The organism is Curtobacterium sp. MCBA15_005 (assembly GCF_001864855.1).
Taxonomy (GTDB): Bacteria; Actinomycetota; Actinomycetes; order Actinomycetales; family Microbacteriaceae; genus Curtobacterium; species Curtobacterium flaccumfaciens.
The window spans coordinates 76794-97282 of sequence record NZ_MJGL01000017.1 but is presented as its reverse complement, the minus strand read 5'-3'; the positions used below and the strand labels follow the sequence as shown (position 1 = coordinate 97282).

General features: G+C 70.1%; 20 protein-coding genes and 1 tRNA gene. 11 read left to right on the top strand and 10 right to left on the bottom strand.

Translation table 11 applies throughout. The features are described 5' to 3' along the window. Positions 1 to 121: 121 nt before the first annotated feature. Complete coding sequence (locus tag BIU89_RS09890) at positions 122 to 736, bottom strand: GntR family transcriptional regulator (protein ID WP_071246216.1); 615 nt, start codon at positions 734 to 736, stop codon at positions 122 to 124. A 14-nt stretch (positions 737 to 750) separates the two neighbouring features. Beyond that, positions 751 to 824: transfer RNA gene (locus BIU89_RS09885), tRNA-Gly, on the bottom strand. Between the two features lie 195 nt (positions 825 to 1019). Here BIU89_RS09885 and BIU89_RS09880 point away from each other — a divergent pair. Both BIU89_RS09880 and BIU89_RS09875 read left to right on the top strand, forming a co-directional pair. Beyond that, on the top strand, positions 1020 to 2129 hold the full coding sequence (locus tag BIU89_RS09880) for a DUF6177 family protein (protein ID WP_071246214.1): 1110 nt from the start codon (positions 1020 to 1022) through the stop codon (positions 2127 to 2129). Next, complete coding sequence (locus BIU89_RS09875; protein WP_027464937.1) at positions 2119 to 2466, top strand: hypothetical protein; 348 nt, start codon at positions 2119 to 2121, stop codon at positions 2464 to 2466. Before BIU89_RS09880 ends, BIU89_RS09875 begins: the two co-directional genes overlap by 11 nt. 36 nt (positions 2467 to 2502) lie before the next feature. Here the strand turns inward: BIU89_RS09875 and BIU89_RS09870 are convergent, their stop codons facing one another. Both BIU89_RS09870 and BIU89_RS09865 read right to left on the bottom strand, forming a co-directional pair. Next, the gene (locus tag BIU89_RS09870; RefSeq protein WP_071246212.1) at positions 2503 to 4548 is read right to left on the bottom strand and encodes a cytochrome c oxidase assembly protein; all 2046 of its coding nucleotides are present in this window, start codon (positions 4546 to 4548) and stop codon (positions 2503 to 2505) included. 52 nt (positions 4549 to 4600) lie between these two features. Further along, the gene (locus BIU89_RS09865; RefSeq protein WP_071246210.1) at positions 4601 to 5692 is read right to left on the bottom strand and encodes a GNAT family N-acetyltransferase; all 1092 of its coding nucleotides are present in this window, start codon (positions 5690 to 5692) and stop codon (positions 4601 to 4603) included. A gap of 83 nt (positions 5693 to 5775) precedes the next feature. Between BIU89_RS09865 and dcd the strand changes: the two genes are divergently transcribed. From dcd to BIU89_RS09850, 3 genes are all read left to right on the top strand, one after another. After that, the gene (gene dcd / locus BIU89_RS09860) at positions 5776 to 6363 is read left to right on the top strand and encodes a dCTP deaminase (RefSeq protein ID WP_027464935.1); all 588 of its coding nucleotides are present in this window, start codon (positions 5776 to 5778) and stop codon (positions 6361 to 6363) included. A gap of 92 nt (positions 6364 to 6455) precedes the next feature. Continuing rightward, positions 6456 to 6971: a helix-turn-helix domain-containing protein gene (locus tag BIU89_RS09855; RefSeq protein ID WP_071246209.1), complete on the top strand. Its 516-nt coding sequence runs from the start codon at positions 6456 to 6458 to the stop codon at positions 6969 to 6971. Beyond that, positions 6968 to 7315, top strand: coding sequence for a HepT-like ribonuclease domain-containing protein (locus BIU89_RS09850; RefSeq protein ID WP_071246207.1), 348 nt, complete (start codon positions 6968 to 6970; stop codon positions 7313 to 7315). Before BIU89_RS09855 ends, BIU89_RS09850 begins: the two co-directional genes overlap by 4 nt. A 175-nt stretch (positions 7316 to 7490) precedes the next feature. Here BIU89_RS09850 and BIU89_RS09845 read toward each other — a convergent pair whose 3' ends face one another. The 6 genes from BIU89_RS09845 to idi form a co-directional block, all read right to left on the bottom strand. After that, positions 7491 to 8594 (bottom strand): substrate-binding domain-containing protein, encoded by a 1104-nt coding sequence (locus BIU89_RS09845; RefSeq protein WP_027464932.1) that lies wholly within the window; start codon positions 8592 to 8594, stop codon positions 7491 to 7493. Positions 8595 to 8656: 62 nt separating this feature from the next. Then, positions 8657 to 9949 carry a multiple monosaccharide ABC transporter permease gene (mmsB, locus tag BIU89_RS09840; protein ID WP_035807945.1) on the bottom strand — a complete coding sequence of 431 codons (1293 nt, stop codon included), beginning with the start codon at positions 9947 to 9949 and terminating at the stop codon, positions 8657 to 8659. Then, positions 9946 to 11469 carry a multiple monosaccharide ABC transporter ATP-binding protein gene (mmsA, locus tag BIU89_RS09835; protein ID WP_051596601.1) on the bottom strand — a complete coding sequence of 508 codons (1524 nt, stop codon included), beginning with the start codon at positions 11467 to 11469 and terminating at the stop codon, positions 9946 to 9948. The genes mmsB and mmsA overlap by 4 nt, the downstream gene beginning before the upstream one ends. Positions 11470 to 12143: 674 nt before the next feature. Then, positions 12144 to 13163 (bottom strand): LacI family DNA-binding transcriptional regulator, encoded by a 1020-nt coding sequence (locus tag BIU89_RS09830; RefSeq protein WP_071246205.1) that lies wholly within the window; start codon positions 13161 to 13163, stop codon positions 12144 to 12146. A gap of 117 nt (positions 13164 to 13280) precedes the next feature. Then, entirely contained in the window at positions 13281 to 14330 is a 1050-nt protein-coding gene (locus BIU89_RS09825) for a magnesium and cobalt transport protein CorA (protein WP_071246202.1), read from the bottom strand. A 246-nt stretch (positions 14331 to 14576) separates the two neighbouring features. Continuing rightward, positions 14577 to 15119 carry an isopentenyl-diphosphate Delta-isomerase gene (gene idi, locus BIU89_RS09820; protein WP_071246200.1) on the bottom strand — a complete coding sequence of 181 codons (543 nt, stop codon included), beginning with the start codon at positions 15117 to 15119 and terminating at the stop codon, positions 14577 to 14579. Positions 15120 to 15140: 21 nt separating this feature from the next. Here idi and BIU89_RS09815 point away from each other — a divergent pair, with 21 nt between their 5' ends. The 6 genes from BIU89_RS09815 to BIU89_RS09790 are packed head-to-tail and all read left to right on the top strand — an operon-like array spanning position 15141 to position 20454. Then, positions 15141 to 16199 (top strand): polyprenyl synthetase family protein, encoded by a 1059-nt coding sequence (locus BIU89_RS09815; protein ID WP_071246198.1) that lies wholly within the window; start codon positions 15141 to 15143, stop codon positions 16197 to 16199. Beyond that, positions 16196 to 17134 carry a phytoene/squalene synthase family protein gene (locus BIU89_RS09810; protein ID WP_071246196.1) on the top strand — a complete coding sequence of 313 codons (939 nt, stop codon included), beginning with the start codon at positions 16196 to 16198 and terminating at the stop codon, positions 17132 to 17134. Before BIU89_RS09815 ends, BIU89_RS09810 begins: the two co-directional genes overlap by 4 nt. Then, on the top strand, positions 17131 to 18771 hold the full coding sequence (gene crtI / locus BIU89_RS09805) for a phytoene desaturase family protein (RefSeq protein ID WP_139178940.1): 1641 nt from the start codon (positions 17131 to 17133) through the stop codon (positions 18769 to 18771). The genes BIU89_RS09810 and crtI overlap by 4 nt, the downstream gene beginning before the upstream one ends. Then, on the top strand, positions 18771 to 19103 hold the full coding sequence (locus BIU89_RS09800; protein ID WP_071246194.1) for a lycopene cyclase domain-containing protein: 333 nt from the start codon (positions 18771 to 18773) through the stop codon (positions 19101 to 19103). The genes crtI and BIU89_RS09800 overlap by 1 nt, the downstream gene beginning before the upstream one ends. Next, positions 19100 to 19531, top strand: coding sequence for a lycopene cyclase domain-containing protein (locus BIU89_RS09795; protein WP_071246192.1), 432 nt, complete (start codon positions 19100 to 19102; stop codon positions 19529 to 19531). Before BIU89_RS09800 ends, BIU89_RS09795 begins: the two co-directional genes overlap by 4 nt. After that, positions 19528 to 20454: a prenyltransferase gene (locus BIU89_RS09790; protein ID WP_071246190.1), complete on the top strand. Its 927-nt coding sequence runs from the start codon at positions 19528 to 19530 to the stop codon at positions 20452 to 20454. The genes BIU89_RS09795 and BIU89_RS09790 overlap by 4 nt, the downstream gene beginning before the upstream one ends. The last annotated feature ends 35 nt before the right edge of the window (positions 20455 to 20489 follow it).

The window sequence follows — 20489 nt, the reverse complement described above, 5'->3', positions numbered from 1 at the left end:
AAAAGCTGTTTCGGGCTGGTTTCGACTGCAAGACGTTTCGTGACGTCTCCTGTTTGAACCGCACCAAGTGGGACATGCGGCCGGGGCTCCCGCTTGCGCGCGAACCGACGTCGTATACGTTCTATGCGCTGAGTTCGCGGTAGATCGCTTCGTCGCGACGCAGGTGCTCGTCCATCAGCAGCCCTGCCTGAACCGACGCTCCCCGCAGGATCGCGTTCGCGACGGCGGCGTGGTCCCCGCTGCTCGCGGCGACCTCTTCACGCGTCACGCGCTCGAAGGCCCAGGCGGTCTGGTGGATCAGCTGTTCGATCATGGTCTCGAGGCGGGTGTTCCCGGCGGCGCGTGCCACCAGGCCGTGGAAGGCGAACCGGGGCGACTGGGCCTCGACCTCCTGGTCGGAGCGGCCCTCGTGGCCGACAGCCCGGAGCAGGTCCGCGCAGTCGCCGCCCGTCCGGTCGGCCGCGAGCTCGGCGGCGAGGACCTCGAGCCCGCGCCGGATCTGCATCAACTCGATGACGACCTCGGTGGAGGAATCCGCGACCCGGACGCCCTTGAACTTCTCGGCGACGACGAAGCCCTCGGTCTCCAGCTGCCGGAGGGCTTCGCGGACAGGGACCCGGGAGACGCCGAAGCGCTCCGCGAGCACGTCTTCCTTGAGTCTCGAGCCACGTGCGAGCGAGCCGCTGATGATCTCGGCCCTGATGGCCTTGAGGACCGATGCCGGCTTGGACTCCACGGTTCGATCGTAGTTGGAGCGAGTGACGGGAATCGAACCCGCGCTACCAGCTTGGGAAGCTGGAGTTCTACCATTGAACTACACTCGCGCGCCCCGCAGAACGGGACTCGGCAAGCCTAGCGGATTCTCGCCTGGAAGCCAGCCGACCGCGCACCGTACGCCGTCTCGCGGGCGCGTGTCGCGCCTCCCGAGTCTCCGCTGTGAGGGTGCGAGCCTGACGGACAGGTGCCGCCCCCGTGTGTACCGTCCAGGGAGTTCCAGCCCCGAACCGAGGAGGACCCGGATGGTCAGGCATCCCCTCATCGACGACGTGGTCGGCTCGGCGATCGTGGTCGAGTCCGCCTCGCCCGTCGTGTGGCTGACCGATGCGCTCGCCTCGCTGCTCCGCCGGTCGGCGGACGCCGGACGGACGGTCGTGCTCCGCACCGGCCGGGCCGCGGCGATCACCCCCGCTCTCCGGCACGCGCTCGGCGCGTACGGCGCCGCGTGGGCGGTGTCCGACTTCGACGGCACACTGCGTGACGGCCGGACCGGCGTCGCCGCATCGGACATCGAGGACTTCGTGCACCGAGGCCCCGAACTCGTGGGCACGCCGTCGCCCGAGCACCCGGTCTCGGCCGACTCGGTGCGACAGATCAGCATCGACCTGACCCTCCGGCACCACCCCGGCCGTGCGGTCGACATGGGCTCCGCGATCGAGGCGTTGTGCCACACCGTCGGCACCTGCCCGACCCGGTGGGGCACCGCCGAACCGCTCACCGTGCCGTGGGACCGCTGGGTCGTGACGCAGTACGCCAAGCACGAGGCACCCGGGATCTCGACCTCGTACGCCGTCGGCGAGGGGTTCTCCGCGACGATGACCGCGCACCTGGTCGGCGGGGTCGTCGTCGAGACGATGTCCGCCGTGCTCACCGTGCCAGAGGAGAACACCGACCCGGGGCTGGCGAACCGGATGTTCGACGCCGTGCAGCGGGTCGCCGACCAGGTCGTCCCCGTGTTCGGCGTGGTCATGCAGCGCCGCGGGGACGCCGACCACCTGGTGCGGGCCGTCTCGCACGGCGAACCGTCGCCGCTCGCCGTCGTCGTGGGCCCCGAGGCCGCCGGCTTCCTGGACCGCGACGGCGTCTGGCCGCCGCCGCGCACCACGACCGCGACCTTCGCAGCCGGCTCCGGCTCGGCCGCCCGTCCGGATGCCGACGCGACCGACGACGGTGGGATGATCGTCCGCTTCGAGGACGGCTGGGAAGCGCTCGAGTCGTTCCTCGACCGCATCGACGAGGACCGCTTCCTGCAGCTGGTCGGCGGCGCACCGCTCGACCCCGCGCACGACGAGGGCACGCTCGACGGCCACGTCCGCGACGACCGGATGGTGGGCGGTCACGGTGCCGCGTGACGTCACCATCCTCTGCCGTCAGCCGGTCGAGACGCGCGAGGTGGCGGAGGCGCTCCTGCTGCACGACGAGACCTGGGGCGTCCGGGCGCTCGACGACGGCCCGATGATGCAGGTCTGCCGTGACGCCACGCACCCGGTGATCACCGTGCTCGGCGTGCGCCGGGTGGACTCCTTCGACGAGGTCGAGCGGATCCTGCCGGACGCCCCGACCCTGGCGACGCCGCTGTGGTGGGTCGACACCGTGACCCCCGCGGGCCCCGACGGGGAATCAGGGATCTCGGCCGCCCTCGAGGCCGCGATGGACCTCGACGCGGTCTGCATCGTCCACGGGGACTGACCGGGGTCGTTCCTGCCGTGTGGCCGGTACCGCGGGTCAGTCCCGCTTGCTCATCGCTGCCAGGCGCTCGTTGTAGGCCTTGAGGTCGGCGTCACCGTCGCGGTCGGCCTTGCGGTCCAGGCGCTTCGCGTCGCGCTTGTCCGAGCGCATCCAGTTCCGGACGACGAGCAGGGCCACGAACACCATCGGGAGCTCCGACGCACCCCAGGCGATGCCGCCGCCGGTGTGCTGGTCGTCGAGCAGCGCGGCGTCGTTCGTCTGGCCCAGCGCGTGGAACCAGTCCACCGCGAACACCGACTGCGACGTCATGACCGCGACGCCGAAGAACGCGTGGAACGCCAGGGTGGCCAGCAGGGTGATGATGAGCATCGGGTACGGCGGGCGCTGCGGGCCCGGGTCGACGCCGACGAAGACCCAGAAGAACAGGTAGCCGCTCAGGACGAAGTGGATGATCATCGCGACGTGCCACTCGTGCGACTGCATCGCGGCCTGGTACGCCGGCGTGAAGTAGAACACCACGAGGGACCCGGCGAAGATGATCCCCGCGACGGCGGGCTTGCCGAGGAACTGCATCCAGCGGGAGTGCACGAAGAGCATGAGCCACTCGCGGGCGCCGCGTGAGCCGTCGTTCCGGACCGGCAGGGTTCGGAGCGCGAGCAGCACCGGGCCACCGAGCACGAGCGGCAGCGGGACGAACATCATCAGCAGCATGTGCTGGAGCATGTGCGACGAGAAGTGGATCATGCCGTAGACGGCGGGGCCGGCCGAGGTGGTCCAGATGAACAGGGCGCAGCCGATCAGCCAGGCGATGGTGCGACCGACGGGCCAGGCGTCGCCGCGCTTCCGGAGCTTGCGCACCGCCAGCAGGTACCAGACGGCCCCGACGACGGCCAAGCCGAGCCACACCCAGTCGATGTGCCACTGGGTCAGGTAGGTCTGCGTGGTCTGTGCCGGCGGGAACGGGAACCCGATCAGGCCGGAGCGGGTGTCCTCGCCCGTCGCCGGGGTCTGCGGGATCGGCGGCTGTGAGCGGGACACGGCGACCGAGACGCCGATCGCCACGGCCATGAACACGATCTCGGCCAGCGCGAACCGGGTGAACAGGCGGCGGTCGAGCGGCGCGCGGAGGAGCCCGGGCACGAGCTTCCGGCGCTGCACGATGCCCGCGACACCGAGCAGTACGAGGATGAGCGCCTTGACGGTGATGAGCCAGCCGTACGTCGTCGTGACGAGGTCGAGCGGGCCGGTCAGACGCAGCGACGCGTTGACGATGCCGGAGAACGCCACGGCCCCGAACGACCAGCCGGCGAGCGTCGAGTACCGGGCGATCACGCGTCCGGTCGCGCCCTTGGTGCGGGTGCGGAGCAGGACCACGGCGACCAGGCCGCCGGCCCACACGCACACCCCGACCAGGTGGATCGCGAGCGAGTTCACCGCGTTGGCGTGCTCGAGCGACCCGGCGGCGTGGCCGGACAGGGCCAGGGGGAGCAGGGCGAACAGGCCGATCACGGTGGCGAACGCCAGGGTCGTCACCCGGGTGGCGAAGGCAGCGACCACCGTGGCGACCAGGATCGCGGCAGCCGACACCACGAGCGCCTGGCCGATCTCGACCTGGAACGCGAAGAGCATGAAGTTGCGGGCGAACACCGGGCTGGTGAGCGGGACACCGAGGGTGTTCGCGCCGGTCAGGACGATGCTCACCGCGGCCGCCAGGAACCAGACGGCGCCGGTCGCCGCGGCCCACCGGGTGGCCCGGTGCTGCACGCTCGACAGGGCGCCGTGGTCCTTCTTCTGCGCGGGCAGCGCGAACGCCGCGACGATGAGGAGCCCGATGGTCAGCGCCGCCATCGTGTCGTGCACGACGCGGGCGATCGGCAGGCCGTACTCGACGACGTCGCCGGCGGACACCAGCTGCTGACCCGCGCTGAAGGCACCGGTGATCGTCAGCCCGAGGATCGAGCACGCGACGGCGAGCGGGATCGCGATGACGAGGACCGTCGCGACGGTGGACGAGCGCCCGGTGCTGGGGGCGGCGTCCGGCGCTGACCCGGTGGGCTGGGTTTCGGGTGACGTGACGGTCATGACCGTCCAATGGTAGGCGTGCCGGCTGGCAACCGGCCCCTCGGATGCGCGCTCAGACCCGCCGTTCCCAGATGCCCTCGCAGCCGACGCCGACGAACCCGACGGCCTCGTTCACGTCGAGCATGTGGCGGTTCTCCTCCGCGTTGAACGTGATGATCGACGGGTGCCCCGGATGCTCGCGCTCGACGGCCTCGATCCCGACCGCCTTCAGGAGCCATCCGAGCCGCTGCCCACGGTGCTCACGGACGACGAGGGTGTCGCCCTGCATGACCGGCTGCGCGAGGGGACCGGGGACGGCGAGCTGGGTGAACCCGACGAGCGACCCGGTCGAGGTGTCCTCGACCACGACCGTGCGCATCGTCCGGGGCCCGTCCTCGAGGTGCTGCTCGTGTGTCCGGAGCCGCTCGACCGTCCAGGCGTCCTCGGGCTCGGTCATGTCGCCCGACGGGGCGTCGGTGCTCATCCGGGTCAGCAGGAGCGCGAGGTCCGACTGCCACCGATCGGGTGTCGGGCCCGTCCAGGTGTGCACGCGGTGGTGGTCACCCGACGCCGCGGTCGCAGCCGCACGGACGTCGGCCACCGCGGCCTCGGCAGCCGGGAGTGCGAGACGGCTGATCCGGTTGACCTGCCCGAGCCGCCAGCCTCGACGGGTCAGGAACCGGACCGCTGCCTCGTCCTCCGGGACGGCCCCGAACCCGGTGGGGGCCTGTCGGTACCCGGGGCCGGATGCCGGCCCGACCTGTCGTGAGACCGCGTAGGTCTTCCACTGCGTGCGTCCCTGACCGCGAGCGACGTCCTCCAGGTGTTCGGCCAGGAGCGTGCCCACGCCGCGACGTCGGTGTTCGGGTGCCACGCTGACCGCGATCCAGCAGTTCGGGGCGGCAGGGTCCACCTTCGAGTCGTACGAGCCGGCTCCGACCGCGGTCCCCTCGTCGTCGCGGACCACGAACAGTCGGCTGGGTGCGTCCGGGTCGAGCAGGTACGGCAGCTGTTCCTCGGGGGTCCAGAGCAGCTCGGGCAGGTGCGTGGTCGCGACCTCGGCCCGGTTCTGCACGTCGACCCACTCGCGGAACACCGAGACGACGGCCGGGTCGTCGTCCATGGTGGCGGGCACCGTGATCTCGTCGACGGTGTACGTGGTCATCACTGCTCCGAACGCCGCCCGCCCGGGTGGTGGGCAGCCTGGCAGCATACCGGCGCGACGCCCGCTGCCGCTAGGCTTCCTCCGTGCTGCTCTCCGACCGCGACATCACCGCCCAGCTCGCCGAAGGCCGGATCGGCCTCGACCCGTACGACGCCTCGCTCGTGCAGCCGTCGAGCATCGACGTCCGGCTCGACAAGTTCTTCCGGCTGTTCGACAACCACAAGTACCCGCACATCGACCCCGCGGTGGACCAGCCCGACCTGACCCGCCTGGTCGAGACCGACCCGGACGAGGCGTTCGTGCTGCACCCGGGTGAGTTCGTCCTGGGCTCCACGTTCGAGGTCGTGACGCTGCCCGACGACATCGCGGCGCGGCTCGAGGGCAAGAGCTCGCTCGGTCGCCTCGGCCTCCTGACCCACTCGACCGCGGGCTTCATCGACCCCGGGTTCTCCGGGCACGTGACGCTCGAACTGTCGAACGTGGCGACGCTGCCGATCAAGCTGTGGCCGGGGATGAAGATCGGGCAGCTCTGCTTCTTCCAGCTGTCGAGCCCGGCCGAGAAGCCCTACGGTTCCGCCGAGTACCAGTCCCGCTACCAGGGGCAGCGTGGCCCGACCGCGTCCCGCTCGGCGCAGAACTTCCACCGGGCGGACGTCTCCGACCCGCGCTGACGAGCGCCGGACCGTCCCGTTCCGTCCGGGCCTGCCCAGACCCGTCGGTTCCGCCAGCAGACGAAATGTCGCATGCTGTGTATCGTTGCAGCATGTCCGCTGTCCCCCCACGGTCCGCCCCGCCACTGTCGGCCGCGGTGCTCATCCGCGACGCCCGTGAACGCGCCGAACTGACCCAGGTCCAGCTCGCCCAGCGCGCCGGCGTCACCCAGAGCGTCATCAGCACCTACGAGAACGGTCGGCGTGAACCGTCGCTCGCCGCCCTGCAGCGGATGCTCCGGGCGGCGGGCTTCACGACGACGATCGACCTGCAGCCGGTCGAGGAACCCCAGCCGCTCCTCGAACGGGTGGTCGCCGCCCGGCAGGACCTCGTCGACATCGTGCAGCGGTTCGGCGGGCGGAACCCCCGGATCTTCGGGAGCGTCGCCCGGGGTGAGGACGGCCCGGACAGCGACGTGGACCTGATGGTCGACGTCGACGCGGGGCTCGGGATCTTCGCGCTCATGCGGATCCAGGACGCCGCCGAGCGGTTGCTCGGCGTCCGCGTCGACGTGGTCGACGCCGCGGGCATGCGCCCCGCGGTCGTCCGGTCCGCGGTGCCGCTGTGAGCGCCGAGCCGGGCGTCCGCCGTGCCGTCGGCGACCGCCTCGACGACGTCATCCGGGCCTGCGAGGCGATCCGGCGCTACGTCGACGACGAGCGGCTGCCCGAGGACCTGGTGCACGACGCGGTCCGGATGCGCCTGGTCGAGATCGGTGAGGCGGTCCGGGTGCTCCCCGCCGGGGTCACCGCGAGCGAGCCCGGCATCCCGTGGTCGCGCGTGTCCGACCTGGGCGAGCGGCTGACCCGGCGGTACTTCGACACGACGCGTGCGCTGGTGTTCGGCACCGCCCGCACCGACGTCCCGCACCTCGCCGACGCCGCGCGCCGGTTGCGCGCGGCCCACCCCTGACGGACGCGGGCACGGACCGGGCGCGGCCACGTGCCCTGGGCGGACCACATGCCGGACTGGAGGCACGGATCACGACGTGCACCGAGCCTCCCGTCCGCCGTGGCCGGCCTCAGGACGACGCAGGACGGCCCCGTCTCGCCGAGGCGAGACGGGGCCGTCCGTGGTGCTGGGGAGATCAGCCCTTCTTGGCGAGCTCCTCGAGGGTGTCGTTGCCCTTGTAGGCCTCGACGGCGTTGTCCTTGGTGACCAGGACCGGCGTGAGCTCGATCGCGGGGACCGTCTTCTTGCCGTTGTAGTTGTTCGTCTTGTCCATCTTCGTGTCGGGCTTGTCGCCCTTCGACAGCGTGGAGACGAGGTCGACGGCCGCCTGGGCCTCCTTCGACGTGTCCTTGAAGATCGTCGAGTACTGCGTGCCCTGCATGATGAGCGGGATGGACGCGGTCTCCGAGTCCTGGCCCGTCACGACGGGGTTGTCCTTGCCGGCGGCCTTGGTCGCGGTGAGGATCGCACGGGCGAGGGTGTCGTTCGGCGACAGGACGCCGTCGAGCTCGGTGTCACCCGTGTAGTACTGCGAGAGCAGGTCGGTCATGCGCGACTGGGCCTTCTGCGCGAGCCAGCCCTGCGTGACGACCTTCTGGAACGTGGTCTGACCGGAGACGACCTTGATCGTGCCGTCGTCGATCTTCGGCTGCAGGACGTCCATCGCACCGTTGAAGAACACGGTCGCGTTGGCGTCGTCCGGCGAACCGGCGAAGAGCTCGACGTTGTACGGCTTGTCGCCCTTCTTCTCCTCGAGGCCCTTGAGCAGCGCCTCGGCCTGGAGCTGGCCGACCTTGAAGTTGTTGAACGCCACGTAGTAGTCGACGTTCTTCGTGTTCAGGATGTTGCGGTCCCAGGCGATGACGACGGCGCCACGGTCCTTGGCGGACTTGACCTGCGCGGTCAGCTGCGAACCGTCGGCGGCACCGATGATGACGGCCTTGGCGCCCTTGGTGATCATGCCGGAGATCTGCGACTGCTGGTCGGGGACCGGGTTGCCGGCGTTGGCGTACTGGATGTCGGCCTTGAAGCCGGCGTCCTCGATCGACTTCTTGAACGCGGCACCCGCGAGGACCCAGTTCTGCGAGGTCTTGGCCGGCAGGGCGACGCCGATGAGGTCGCCCTTCTTGATGCTGCTGGTGCTGCCGGCGTCGTCGGACGAGCCGCGTGCCGAGCAACCGCTGAGGGCGAGGCCCGCGATGAGCGCCAGGCTGAGGCCGGCGACGATCTTCTTGCGCATGTGATTGCTTTCTCTTCGTTGAGGAGGTGTGGGGCCGGAGCCCCGCTGTGGGGAGGGGTGAACTAGGGGAGGGTGATCTTGTCCGGCTGGTCCTCGATGGACCGCGGCTGCTGGGCGGCCACCGTGTTCTGCTCGGTGTCCTTCCGCTGGAACTGCCGCATCATGCCGCCGATCAGCGACGGGCGTCCCTGCGACTTCGAGTAGACGTCGAAGGCGACGGCGACGAGCAGGACCAGGCCGCGGATGATCTGCACCTGGTTGGACTCGAGGCCCATGAGCTGCAGACCGTTCGACAGCAGCGCCATCACGAGACCACCGATGATCGAGCCGGAGATCGTGCCGACACCACCGGCGACCGCCGCTCCACCGACGAACACGGCGGCGATCGCGTCGAGCTCCCAGCCGGTGCCGTCCGCGGGGCCCGAGGCGCCGGAGTAGGCGACGAACACCATGCCGGCGATCGCGGCGAGGACCGACATGTTCATCATGACGAAGAAGTTGACCCGCCGCGCCGAGACGCCGGACAGGACGGCTGCGTTCGCGTTGCCACCCACGGCGTAGACCTGGCGACCGAAGATCGTGTTCTTCGTGACGAAGCCGTAGACGATGGTCAGGACACCGAGGATGATCGCGACGATCGGGACCGAGGTGCCGACCGGACCGGCGCCGAACAGGTACGTGGCGACGAGCGTGACGGCGACCAGGATGCCGGTGCGGACGATCGAGACCCACAGCGGCGGGACCTCGGCCTGCATCTTCCGACGGCGGGCACGGCCACGGGCCTCGATGATGATGAGCGCGAGGATCGTGACGAGGCCGATGAGCAGCGTGCCGTTGCTGAAGCCGAAGTCGGGGCCGAAGTCACCGAGGAAGCCGGCGCCGATCGGGGTGAAGGCGTCCGGGACGGGGACCGACGTCGAGTTGCCGATGATCTGGTTCACACCACGGAAGATGAGCTGACCGGCCAGCGTCACGATGAAGGCCGGGACCTTCACGAACGCGACCCAGAAGCCCTGCCACGCACCGATCAGGGCACCGCACGCGAGACCCAGGATGATGGCGGCCCACACCGGGAAGTCCCACACGGCCATGGACTGCGCCACGACGATGCCGACGACCGCTGCGACCGACCCCACCGACAGGTCGATGTGCCCCGCGATGATGACCATGACCATGCCGAGCGCCAGGATCAGGATGTAGGAGTACTGCAGGAACAGGTTGATGACGTTGGTCGGCTCGAGGATGAGCCCGTTCGTCGTGATCGAGAAGAAGATCAGCAGCACGATGAGCGCGATGATCATGCCGTACTGGCCGATGCTGTTGCCCTTGCCGAAGAGCAGTTTCAGGTTGTTCATGAGGCGGTGGCGCCCTTCCGCGCGGAGGTCATGCTGCGCATGAGCGATTCGGGATCGGCCTGGTCGGCCGGGAGGTCAGCGGTGATCTGGCCCTCGAAGATGGTGTAGATCCGGTCGGAGAGACCGAGGAGTTCGGGGAGCTCGGACGAGATGAGGATGATGCCCTTCCCCTCGGCGGCGAGCTGCTGGATGATCCCGTAGATCTCGAACTTGGCGCCCACGTCGATGCCGCGGGTGGGCTCGTCGAGGATCAGGATGTCCGGGTCGGTGAACATCCACTTGGACAGGACGACCTTCTGCTGGTTGCCACCAGAGAGCTTGCCGACGTTGTCCTCGACGCTCGGCACCTTGGTGCGGAGCATCTTGCGGTACTTCTCGGCGACCGAGTACTCCTCGAGCGAGTCGACGACACCGGCCTTCGAGATCTTCCGCAGGTCGGCGGCGACCGTCGAGCGCTTCACGGTGTCGAGCAGGTTCAGGCCGAGCGCCTTGCGGTCCTCGGAGACGTAGCCGAGGCCGTTCTCGATCGCCTGCTGGACGTTCGTGACCTTGATCTCGCGGCCGTCCTTGATGATCTGGCCGTCGAGCCAGGTGCCGTACGAGCGACCGAACAGGCTCATCGCGAGCTCGGTGCGTCCGGCGCCCATCAGGCCGGCGAAGCCGACGATCTCACCGCGGCGGACGTGGAAGTTCGAGGCCTTGCAGACCAGACGCGACGAGTCGAGCGGGTGCTGCACGGTCCAGTTGCGGACCTCGAAGAAGGTCTCGCCGATCTTCGGGGTGCGGTCGGGGAAGCGCGACTCGAGCGAGCGGCCGACCATGCCGCGGATGATGCGGTCCTCGTTGACGCCGTCCGCCTTGACGTTGAGCGTCTCGATGGCCTTGCCGTCGCGGATGATCGTGATCTCGTCCGCGATCTGCTCGATCTCGTTGAGCTTGTGGCTGATGATGATGCTCGCGATGCCCTTGGCCTTCAGCCCGACGATCAGGTCGAGCAGGTGCTGCGAGTCGTTCTCGTTGAGCGCGGCGGTCGGCTCGTCGAGGATCAGGAGCTTGACGTCCTTGTGCAGGGCCTTCGCGATCTCGACGAGCTGCTGCTTGCCGACACCGAGGTTCTTGATCTGTGTGTCCGGGTCGTCGGCCAGGCCGACGCGGGCGAGCAGGTCCTGCGCACGCAGCTGCGCGGCGGTCCAGTTGATGACGCCACCGCGGCTCGGCTCGTTGCCCAGGAACAGGTTCTCGGTGATCGAGAGCTCCGGGATGAGCGCCAGCTCCTGGTGGATGATGACGATGCCGGCCTGCTCGGACTGCTTGATGTTCGAGAAGCGGACTTCCTCGCCCTCGTAGACGATCTCGCCGCTGTAGGTGCCGTACGGGTAGACGCCCGACAGGACCTTCATCAGGGTCGACTTGCCGGCGCCGTTCTCGCCGCAGATCGCGTGGATCTCGCCGGCACGGACGCTGAGGGAGACGTCGGCCAGCGCCTTCACACCAGGGAACTCCTTGGTGATCGAGCGCATCTCGAGGATCGTCTCGGGTGCGGTGATCGACCGGGTCTCGAGGCCGGTGTCGATCGGGGTTGACGCCACAGTGCATCTCCTTCTGCCGCTTCGGTGCGGCAGTGTGTTCGGGTGGTTCTGCTGCGGCAGCGAAAGCACAGGGGGCCTGTGTGGACTTCGTTGTCGCGTCCGGATCCGGCTCGGTGTGACGCTCATGTGAACGGTCACATCGGCTGGACGGAGGCAATTTACGCACAGCCTCGGTGCGGCTGTCAATTCGGATTGGTCGCGTTTTCGTAACGGCGTGCGTGATCCGGAGGGAACGTCCCCCGGGTTGGGGCCAGGGGCCCCGGGAACGGGCGTTTCGTTGCGCGAATCCGCATGCGCGGACGGGAGGCCCGTGGCGGGCCGGCCGCGGGCCTCCCGTCCGCTTCGTGGTCGCGTCCGGAGCCGCGCTCGCCGGTGCGCCGCCGCCGTGCGGTTCCGGGCGTGGCTGGTGCTTCCGGGCGTACCTGGTCGGAACTTCGTGGCAGGTATGCCCGTTCGTGGCAGGTACTGCGGGGCGGCCGGGTGGTTCCGGGCGTACCTGGTCGTTCCGGGCGTACCTGGTGTCTTCGGGCGTACCTGGGCAGAAGTTCGTGGCGGGTATGCCCGTTCGTGGCAGGTACTCGGGGCGTTTCGCGGCCCGAGGCGCGTCAGCGCGTGCGGGGTGCGCTGGTGGAGGCGCGCACGACCAGCTGCGGGACGATGTCGATCGGGCGGAGCAGTTCGCCCTCACTCGGCAGCAGCAGGTCCACGCAGCGACGCCCGAGCTCGGCGAAGTCGACCTGCACCGTGGTGAGCGGCGGCCAGAAGTGCTTCGCCTCGGGGATGTCGTCGTAGCCGACCACGGACAGGTCTCCCGGGACGTCGAGTCCGTACGAGCGCGCGGCGTGCATCACCCCGAGCGCCATCTGGTCGTTCGAGCAGAAGATCGCGGTGCAGTCCCGCCACCGCAGCAGCTCACGGCCGGCGTGGTAGCCGAAGTCGGCGGTCCAGTCGCCCAGGATCGGCGGCGCAACGGCCATGTCGCGGTCGGACATCTCGTGCAGGAACCCCTGCATGCGGGCGTCGGCCTCGATCCAGTCCTGTGGTCCGGCGATGTGCCGGACGTACTCGTGCCCCAGGTCGAGCAGATGCGCGGTCGCGAGTCGTGCGCCCTCCATCTGGTCCACCCACAGCGCCGTCGGATCCTCGCCGACGCTCGCGCGCATGGTGACGTAGGGAGTGCGGATGCCGAGCTCCGCGATCAGGTCGAAGACCCGCTGCTGAGGTGCGATGACGACGATGCCCTCGACGTCCAGGTCGAGCAGGTGCCCGAGTCCCTCACGCACGGCGGTGTCGGTCGCCTCGGCGATGTTCGCCGTCGTGACCGAGTAGCCGCGGAGCATCGCGGCGTCCTCGATCGCCTGCAGTGCCACGGCGGGACCGTAGTGGGCGCGGCGGGCCGTCAGGACGCCGATCGTGTGGGTCCGGCTCGTGACAAGGGCGCGTGCGGCCCGGTTCGGCCGGTACTGCAGCTGCTCCATGGCCGCCAGGACCTTGTCGCGTGTCTCGGCCCGGATCGCATCCGAGTTGTTCAGCACCCGCGAAACGGTCTGGTGCGAGACGCCCGCGATCCGTGCGACGTCACGGATGCTGGGCGAACGCGGTTGCTGTGTCCGCGATGACGCCATTGCTGCTCGTTTCCGCCCGGGCGTCGTGGCACATCGATGTGCACGTTCACATTCCGGGCCAGATCATTATGCACGTCCGGCGGATCGACGCCACCTGTGCGTCGATCCACCGTCCACTCAGAGCCAGTTGCGCTTGCGGAAGATCGCCCAGAGCACGCCCATCAGCAGGAGCATGCCGAGGATCGCGACCGGGTACCCGTAGCGCCAGTGCAGCTCGGGCATGTGGTCGAAGTTCATCCCGTACACACCGGCGATCAGGCCCGGTGCGAACAGGATCGCCGCCCACGACGAGATCTTCTTCACCTCCTCGCCCTGGCGGTGTGCTGCCCGGGCGAGTTGCCGGCTCTCCTCACCCTGGGCCAGGCTCGCGCTGGTCATCCGGCGCATCGCCTCGTTCTGCTCCTGCGACACCAGGGTGGCGTGCAGGGTCAGGGCGTTCTCGAGCAGGGCGCGGAACGAGTCGACGCGCTCGGTGACGCGGAGTGCGTGGTCGTGCACATTGCGGAGTCGGTGCTGCACGTCGTCGTCCACGCCGTACTTGTCGGCGCCGCGGAGCAGCCCCGTGACCATCGCCGGCACCGGGGTGGTGGCGCGCTGGAACGCCAGGACCTCGCTGAGCAGCTGGTAGATGCGCTTCGAGACCCCGGGGTCGACCTGCCCGGCGAACAGCTGGTCCTCGATGGCGTCGATCTGCTCCTGCAGCACCTGGACGACGGGGCCGTAGCCGTCCACGACCTCGTCGAGCACAGCGGCGGTCACCGCCTCCGACCCCTTCGCCAGGAACTCCGGGTCCGCCTCGACCTGCGCCCGCAGCACCGCCAGGTCGGGTCGGGCGGCGTGCCGGACGCTCACGACGAAGTGGTCGCCGACGAACAGGTGCACCTCGCCGAACTCCACGGTGCCCTCGGACGGGTCGAACCAGGCCGGCCGGAGCACCAGGAACAGGGTGTCGCCGTAGCGCTCGAGCTTGGCGCGCTGGTGTCCCTTGCGGGCGTCCTCGACCGCGTTCTCGTGCAGGTCGAACTCGGTGGCGACGGCCTCGAGCTCGTGCGGGTCGGGCCGGAGCAGCCCGATCCACGTCAGGTCGCCACGAGCCGGTCGCGACAGGGTCGACGGAGACTCCACGCGGCGTCCCCGGACGTAGATCGCGTTGTCGATCAGTGCCATGTGCGTGCTCCTTCGGTGGGGAGCAGGCGGGCGCGATGGTGCCCCGGAGGTGATCCGGGACGGGGCAGGGTCAGCGAGCGGGCGCGACGACCGAAACGGGCGGCCGGCCCGATCGAGGATGGTCACCCGACATCGCGCCTCACCTGCCCTTCTCGTCTCGTCCTGGCGGCGCCCGGAGCGCTGCCGACGGTCGAGCGTACGCCTGCGGCGCGGGTCCGACAACCCGTCGCGGCACGCGCATGCGCGTCAGCGCGTGACGTGCAGCCCAGCGGTCTCGAGCTCGGCGAGCTGCCACCCGAGCCACGGGCTCCAGGCGAACGGCGCGCCGGCGACGGCCTGCCTGAGAGAGTCCTCGGACACCCATGCCCATTCGGCGACCTCGTCGTCCGCGGGCGCCGGGGTGTCGTCGGTCACGGCGCGGAAGACGGGGCAGACCTCGTTCTCCACGATGCCCGAGGCGTCGACCGCGCGGTACCGGAACTCCGGCAGCACGACCTCGACGTCGCGCACGGTGATGCCGAGCTCGCGGGAGGCCCGACGGGCGATCGCGTCCTCGAAGGACTCGTCCGGACCGGGGTGGCCGCAGAAGGTGTTCGTCCACACCCCCGGCCAGGTCTTCTTCGACAGTGCTCGTCGGGTCACCAGGACGTCACCGTCGGTGTTCCGGACGTGGCACGAGAACGCCAGGTGCAGGGGCGTGTGGGCTGTGTGCACCGTGAACTTGTCCGCCGTGCCGATCGGGGTACGGTCGTCGGCCAGGAGCACCACGGATTCAGGGAAAGCGTTCATCTGTGTCGATAGGTTAGGCCAATGAGCGAGGAAGCGACCACCGTGCCGCACATCGACCTCGCGCTCGTCGACGACTGCCTCGAGCGCTTCTTCGCCGTGTCGTCGGCGCGTGCCGAGCGCTACGGCCGACCGTCGGAAGAACTGTGGCGCGTGCTCCGCAAGGCGAGCATGGGCGGCAAGCGCTTCCGGCCCCGCATGGTCATGACCGCGTACGCCGGAATGGGCGGCACCGACGCGCACGCTGCCGCCAACGTCGCAGCGGCGTACGAACTCCTGCACACCGCACTCGTGGTGCACGACGACGTCATCGACCGTGACTGGTCGCGCCGCGGGCAGCCGAACGTCGCCGGGTCGTTCCGTGACAACGGGACGACGGGTGGCCTTCCGCTGCCGACCGCCGAGCACCGGGGGATGAGCGCCGCCGTGATCGCCGGTGACCTGGCCCTCGCCGGGGCGCCCCGCTTCATCGAGGCAGCGGGCGTCGACGGCACCCGGCGCGAGCGACTGCTCGAACTGTTCGACGAGGCCGTGTTCGCGAGCGCTGCCGGTGAGATGACCGACGTCGACCTGGCACTCGGCGTGATGCCGACGGTGGACGAGGTCCTGGCGATGGAGCGGGCGAAGACGAGCGTGTACTCGTTCGAGGCCCCGCTGCAGTCCGGCGCCGTGCTGGCCGGCGCCGACGAGGAGATCGTCACCGCCCTCGGTGCCTTCGGTCGCGAGATCGGCATCGCGTACCAGATCGTCGACGACCTGCTCGGGGTCTTCGGCGACGAGACCATGACCGGCAAGACCGTGCTGGGCGACCTGCGCGAGGGCAAGCGCACGATGCTCATCGCCTACGCGGCGACCACGGACTGCTGGCCGGACCTCGAGCCGTACCTCGGCGACCCGGACCTGACCGAGGCCCGTGCGGACGAGGTCCGTGCGACCCTGGTCTCCTGCGGTGCGCGCGGCGCCGCGGAAGAACGCGTCGCCGACCACACCGCACTCGCCCGGGCCGAGCTCGCCCGGCTGCCGTACGACCTCGCCGACCGCCTGGAGGCCCTCGTGACCGAACTCGTGGAGCGCGCCCGGTGACCCACAGCACCACCACGGCGACCGGATCCCGTCCGGCTCGCCTCCAGCTGTACGACGCCACGGCCGAGGCCGCGTCGGGTGTCGTCATCGACCGGTACTCCACGTCGTTCGGGCTGGCGAGCCGGATGCTCGCCCGCGACACGCGCGAGCACATCCGGAACGTCTACGCGCTGGTGCGCGTCGCCGACGAGGTCGTCGACGGCCCCGCGACCGAGGCCGGACTCGACCGCGAGCTCGCCCGCACGGTGCTCGACGAGCTCGAGGCCGACACCGAACGGGCCATCGCGCTCGGCTTCTCGGTGAACCCGGTCGTCCACGCCTTCGCCCGCACCGCCCGCGCCACCGGCTTCGGTGCCGAGCTCACCGCCCCGTTCTTCGCCTCGATGCGCATGGACCTCGACCGCACCGAGCACGACGACGCCTCGTTCGACGCGTACGTGTACGGCTCCGCCGAGGTCGTCGGCCTGATGTGCCTGCGCGCGTTCGTGTACCGGGCCGGTCGTCCGACGTTCGACCAGGCCGAACTGGTCGCCGGGGCGCGTGCGCTCGGCGCCGCGTTCCAGAAGGTGAACTTCCTGCGTGACCTGCACGCCGACTTCGAGGTGCTCGGTCGCTCGTACTTCCCGGGCGTCGACATCCGGTCCTTCGACGAGGCCACGAAGGACCGCCTGGTCGCCGACGTGCAGGCCGACCTCGACCACGCCGCACGGACGATCCGGCTGCTGCCGGCCGACGCCCGCAACGCGGTCGCACTCGCACACGCGCTCTTCCAGGAACTCAACGACCGACTCGCGCGCACGCCGGCGAGCCGCCTCGTCACGACGCGCGTGCGCGTCCCCAACCCGGTGAAGGTGCGCCTCGCGGCGCAGGTCCTCGCCGGACGCGCACCGCTCCGGTCGCGCGTCACCACCCACCGGCCGGGAGGCTCCTCATGACCCCGCCCCGCGCCTCCCGACCGACGACGGTCGTCACCACCACCCGGCGCAAGGTGCCCGCACGCCGCGCCGTCGTCATCGGCGGCGGCATCAGCGGCCTGGCGGCCGCGGCGCTGCTCGCACGCGACGGCTTCTCGGTGACGGTGCTCGAGCAGCGCACGCAGCTCGGCGGCCGTGCCGGCTCGTGGGAGCAGGACGGGTTCCGGTTCGACACCGGGCCGTCGTGGTACCTCATGCCCGAGGTCTTCGACCACTTCTTCCAGCTGCTCGGGACGTCGGCCGAGGCCGAACTCGACCTGGTGAAGCTCGACCCCGGTTACCGCGTCTACAGCGAGGGCCACGACGAGCCGATCGACCTGCGGGCCGACGCCGAGGCCAACATCGCGCTGTTCGAGTCCATCGAGCCCGGTGCCGGCGAGCGGATGCGGAAGTACCTCGCGTCCGCCGAGGACACCTACACGATGGCCGTGCGCCGGTTCCTCTACACGAGCTTCCAGGACCTCACGAAGCTCGCCGCACCCGACGTCCTGCGGCGCCTGCCCAAGCTCGCGCGCCTGCTGCTCGAGCCGCTCTCCACGTTCGCCGAGACCGCGGTGCGCGACCGTCGCCTGTGGCAGATCCTCGGCTACCCGGCGGTGTTCCTCGGCACGAGCCCGTACGCGGCACCGAGCATGTACCACCTGATGAGCCACCTCGACCTCGCCGACGGCGTGCTCTACCCGAAGGGCGGCATCACCGAGGTGATCTCCGCCGTCGAGCGGGTCGCCCGGGCCGAGGGCGCGAAGATCATCGCCGGTGCGAAGGTCGAACGGATCGTCGTCGAGGACGGCGTCGCCACCGGCGTCGTCCACCGCGACCGCGACGGCGTGCAGCACACGGCCCCCGCCGACCTCGTGGTCAGCGCTGCCGACATGCAGCACACCGAGATGCAGCTGCTCGACCGCGAGCACCGCACCCACGGCGCCGACCACTGGAAGAAGCGCGACCCGGGCCCGAGCGCGGTGCTCGTGTACCTCGGCATCGACGGTCCGACGCCGGGCCTGCTGCACCACACCCTGATGTTCACCGCGGACTGGAAGGCGAACTTCGGCGCGATCTTCGGGGACGACCGGCACGTGCCGGACCCCGCCTCGATCTACGTCTGCGCCCCCTCGGAGACCGACCCGAGCGTCTCCCCGCCCGGCACCAGCAACCTGTTCATCCTGGTGCCCCTGCCCGCCGACCTGTCGATCGGCAAGGGCGGCATCGACGGTGCCGGTGACTACCAGGTCGAGCAGATCGCGGACCGTGCCATCGACGTGCTGGCCGAGCGCGCCGGGGTGCCGGACCTGCGCGACCGCATCCGGGTCCGACGGACGATCGGGCCGCGCGACTTCGCCGACGACCTGAACGCCTGGAACGGCTCGATGCTCGGACCGGCGCACACCCTGAAGCAAAGTGCGTTCTTCCGCGAGAAGAACGCGTCGAAGAAGGTCGAGGGGCTGTACTACGTCGGCGCCTCGACGATCCCGGGCATCGGGCTGCCGATGTGCCTGATCAGCGCCGAGGTCCTGCTCAAGCGCATCCACGGCGACCGGAGCACCGAGCCGCTGCCGACGCCCCTCGGGGCTCCGCGGGACCGGACCGAGACCGCCTGATGCCCGGGGTCTACCTCGCCGGCCTGGTGGTGTCCTTGGTCGGCATGACCGTGCTGGACGCCCGCTTCCGGTTGTTCTTCTGGCGGGCACCGTGGCGGGCGGCGGCCGTGATGCTCGTCGGTGTCGCGTTCTTCATGGTGTGGGACGTCGCCGGTGTCGCTGCCGGCATCTTCTTCATCGGGCCGCAGAACCTGCTCACCGGGGTGCTCCTGGCGCCCGAGGTCCCGCTCGAGGAGCTCTTCTTCCTGCTGCTGCTCTGCTACTCGACGATGGACCTGGTCGGCTTCGTCCGGCCCCTGGTGCAGCGCGCGACCGATCGGCGGCGTGCGTGAACGGCACCGGGGCGTACGCGCTCCTGGCTCTGCCGTTCTTCGGCGTCACGGCCGTCGTGGCCGTGGCCGCCGGCGTCGTCGCCGCCCGCCGGGCCCGTGCGGCGGGTCGACGGCCTGCGGTCGGGCGCCGGGTCGCGGTGCTCACGTCCGTGATCGCCGGCATCGCGCTGCTCGTGATGACGATGGTGTTCGACAACGTCATCGTCACGCTGCGGATCGTCGCCTACGACCCCTCGCTCATCAGCGGTGCGAAGATCGGTGCGATCCCGGTCGAGGACCTCGCCTACGCGATGTCCGCCATCGTGCTGCTGCCCAGCCTGTGGGTCCTGTTCGACCGGACGGGCGCGCGCGACCGGACCGGCGCGCTCCGCGCGCCCGACCCGACCCCAGCACCAGCGGAGCCAGCACCAGCAGAGGACATGAAGTGAACGCCAGCACCGCCTCCAGGCCGTCGACCCTGCGCGCCCTGTTCGTGTCGTCGCGCCCGATCAGCTGGGTGAACACCGCCTACCCGTTCGGCGCCGCGTACCTGCTCGGCAGCGGGGTCGGCGTCGATGGCGGCGGCGGGTTCTCGCTCGTCGCGTTCCTGGTCGGCGTCGTGTACTTCCTGGTGCCCTACAACCTGGCGATGTACGGCATCAACGACGTCTTCGACTACGAGTCCGACCTCCGCAACCCGCGCAAGGGCGGTGTCGAGGGCGCCCTGCTCGACAAGAGCGTCCACCGCACCACGCTGTGGGCCGTCGTCGTCACGAACGTCCCCTTCCTCGTCGCGCTCGTGGTGCTCGGTGCGGTCAGCGGCAACGGGCCGTGGTCGTGGCTCGTCCTGGCGATCAGCGTGTTCGCGGTGATCGCGTACTCGGCCCCGGGCCTGCGGTTCAAGGAGAAGCCGTTCCTCGACTCGCTCACGTCGAGCACCCACTTCGTGTCGCCGGCGATCTACGGCCTCGCCCTGGCGGGCCCGCACTGGACCGGTGAGCTCGTCGCCGTCTGCATCGCGTTCTTCCTGTGGGGCGTGGCCTCGCACGCGTTCGGTGCCGTGCAGGACGTCCTGGCCGACCGCGCCGGCGGCATCGGCTCCGTCGCGACCGTGATCGGCGCACGTGCCACCGTCCGCCTGGCCTTCGTCGCCTACCTGGTCGCCGGGGTCGCGCTGCTGTTCTCGGCGTTCCCGGGCCCGATCGCCGCGATCGTCGTCGTGCCGTACGCGCTCAACGTGCTGCCGTGGTGGAACATCACGGACCAGGGTGCCGAGGCCGCGAACGCCGGGTGGAAGCGGTTCCTCTGGATCAACTACCTGGCGGGCTTCATCGTGACGATGGCGCTCATCGCGTACGCCTTCACGCACTGACAGACTGGACGCACGCACCGCGGCGTCCGTGGTGC

Bases quoted from the DNA above. Each gene is read 5' to 3' on its own strand.
- BIU89_RS09880 (WP_071246214.1), top strand. From the start codon at position 1,020: ATGGTCAGGCATCCCCTCATCGACGACGTGGTCGGCTCGGCGATCGTG.
- BIU89_RS09870 (WP_071246212.1), bottom strand. From the start codon at position 4,548: ATGACCGTCACGTCACCCGAAACCCAGCCCACCGGGTCAGCGCCGGAC.
- BIU89_RS09865 (WP_071246210.1), bottom strand. From the start codon at position 5,692: ATGACCACGTACACCGTCGACGAGATCACGGTGCCCGCCACCATGGAC.
- BIU89_RS09855 (WP_071246209.1), top strand. From the start codon at position 6,456: ATGTCCGCTGTCCCCCCACGGTCCGCCCCGCCACTGTCGGCCGCGGTG.
- BIU89_RS09845 (WP_027464932.1), bottom strand. From the start codon at position 8,594: ATGCGCAAGAAGATCGTCGCCGGCCTCAGCCTGGCGCTCATCGCGGGC.
- mmsB (WP_035807945.1), bottom strand. From the start codon at position 9,949: ATGAACAACCTGAAACTGCTCTTCGGCAAGGGCAACAGCATCGGCCAG.
- mmsA (WP_051596601.1), bottom strand. From the start codon at position 11,469: ATGCGCTCGATCACCAAGGAGTTCCCTGGTGTGAAGGCGCTGGCCGAC.
- BIU89_RS09830 (WP_071246205.1), bottom strand. From the start codon at position 13,163: ATGGCGTCATCGCGGACACAGCAACCGCGTTCGCCCAGCATCCGTGAC.
- BIU89_RS09825 (WP_071246202.1), bottom strand. From the start codon at position 14,330: ATGGCACTGATCGACAACGCGATCTACGTCCGGGGACGCCGCGTGGAG.
- idi (WP_071246200.1), bottom strand. From the start codon at position 15,119: ATGAACGCTTTCCCTGAATCCGTGGTGCTCCTGGCCGACGACCGTACC.
- BIU89_RS09815 (WP_071246198.1), top strand. From the start codon at position 15,141: ATGAGCGAGGAAGCGACCACCGTGCCGCACATCGACCTCGCGCTCGTC.
- crtI (WP_139178940.1), top strand. From the start codon at position 17,131: ATGACCCCGCCCCGCGCCTCCCGACCGACGACGGTCGTCACCACCACC.
- BIU89_RS09800 (WP_071246194.1), top strand. From the start codon at position 18,771: ATGCCCGGGGTCTACCTCGCCGGCCTGGTGGTGTCCTTGGTCGGCATG.